This is a genomic window from uncultured Campylobacter sp. (genome assembly GCF_938030815.1).
Lineage (GTDB): Bacteria > Campylobacterota > Campylobacteria > Campylobacterales > Campylobacteraceae > Campylobacter_B.
The window spans coordinates 1-1,484 of the sequence record NZ_CALHII010000057.1 but is presented as its reverse complement, the minus strand read 5'-3'; the positions used below and the strand labels follow the sequence as shown (position 1 = coordinate 1,484).

The following is a 1,484-nucleotide window of genomic DNA, read 5'->3' as shown; positions in this document are numbered from 1 at the left end:
CGGTGCGAAACAGAATTGTGATTATACAAGAGCGATGCTTAAAGGGGGCTGAATACGCAAGAGAAATTTTAAAAAACGATTTGGAAAATTTTAAATTTTATAATGAAATTTTATGTTTAACACGCCTGAGACAAATTTCATCTCCAGCCTCCGTAAAAATTTTATAAATTTTGTAAACGACCTATCCAAACTAAAATTTGATTATACCGCGATATGCCGCAATATCGCTACTGCCGACCGCACCCATTCGCGCATAAACCCGCTTGCAAAACACTTAAGCGCACGATTATAAGATTTCGCTATAATCACGTCCGATTTAAAATTTATCAAAATTTAAAAGGATCTTTATGCGCGCAATTTTTTCTATCTATATCTTCATCATCGCAGCCCTTATCGGCATCGAGCTCTCGCTCGGCGCACTCGTCGCGCCCGTGGTATTTTTCCCGCAGCAGATTATCGGGGAGGGCGTGCTATCGCACTTTCAAAGCGGCAAGCTAATGAGCGAGATCTTCGTAAAATACGGCGGTATCCTCATCGCAGTCTCGATCATCTGCCTCGTTTTTGAGATGATAAATTTCAACAACAACAAATCGCAATCCTTTCGCTTGCGCCTTTCGACCTTGATGCTGACGCTCTTAAATATCATACTTGCCCTACTTTTCGTGCTTTACTTTACCGACTACGTCATAAATGCCCAAAAGATCGGTGCAGAAGCGACGATAACGCCGGAATTTGCCCAAATCCACGTGGCTAGCGAGTGGTGCATGAAACTCATCATCGTGTTTCAAACGGTGTTGTTTTTCGCAAAAATCCTCCCCGCTCTCGCCACGAAAAAGGCAGCACCAGAGCAAAGCCTAGCCGATGCAGATTAAAATTTACTACGAAGATACCGACGCGCAGGGCATCGTGTATCACGCAAACTACATTAAATTTTGCGAGCGGGCGCGCAGCGAGGCGCTTATGCAGGCTGGGGTAGACTTCGCGCGCGCGGACGCACACTTCGTAGTTAGCGAGCTTTGCGCTAAATTCCTCCGCCCCGCGCGCCTCGGCGATACGCTTGAAATTCGCACGAGCCTAGCCGCGCTCAAAAACGCCAGCGCCCTTTTGCGACAAGAAATTTACAAGATCAAAGATATTAAAAACGTCGATTTTAGCGAGCTTTTATACGCACAGGACGTAAAAATCGCCTTCGTAAAAGACGGCAGGCCGATCAAATTTAGCGCCGAAATTTTAGAATTTTTCAAATCTTTGAGATAAATTTATCTCACGAGTTCAAATTTACCTAGTCGTGCGGTGCAAACATAGCGCAGGCCGACCTTCGGCGTAAAATTTAAGGATATACAGAGCTCTTAGGCAAAATAAAATTTGCAGGCGAGATAAAATTTACGACATAGAATTTCGCTCGGCGTTAAGGTTTAAATTTTGATGCTACATCGCGACGCAAACCCCTCACGCGCCCCAAGATAGCCAGATAGAAAACAAAA

The 1,484-nt window shown here is 44.6% G+C and carries 2 protein-coding genes; both read left to right on the top strand.

Features of this window, described 5'->3' with window-relative positions:
• The first annotated feature begins 347 nt into the window (after nucleotides 1-347).
• On the top strand, nucleotides 348-872 hold the full coding sequence (locus tag Q0277_RS02150) for a DUF4149 domain-containing protein (RefSeq protein WP_297995134.1): 525 nt from the start codon (nucleotides 348-350) through the stop codon (nucleotides 870-872).
• Nucleotides 862-1,257, top strand: coding sequence for a YbgC/FadM family acyl-CoA thioesterase (locus Q0277_RS02145; protein ID WP_297995131.1), 396 nt, complete (start codon nucleotides 862-864; stop codon nucleotides 1,255-1,257). The genes Q0277_RS02150 and Q0277_RS02145 overlap by 11 nt, the downstream gene beginning before the upstream one ends.
• Nucleotides 1,258-1,484: the final 227 nt, after the last annotated feature.

Coding starts and splice junctions, on each gene's coding strand:
- Q0277_RS02145 (WP_297995131.1), top strand. CDS start 862: ATGCAGATTAAAATTTACTACGAAGATACCGACGCGCAGGGCATCGTG.
- Q0277_RS02150 (WP_297995134.1), top strand. CDS start 348: ATGCGCGCAATTTTTTCTATCTATATCTTCATCATCGCAGCCCTTATC.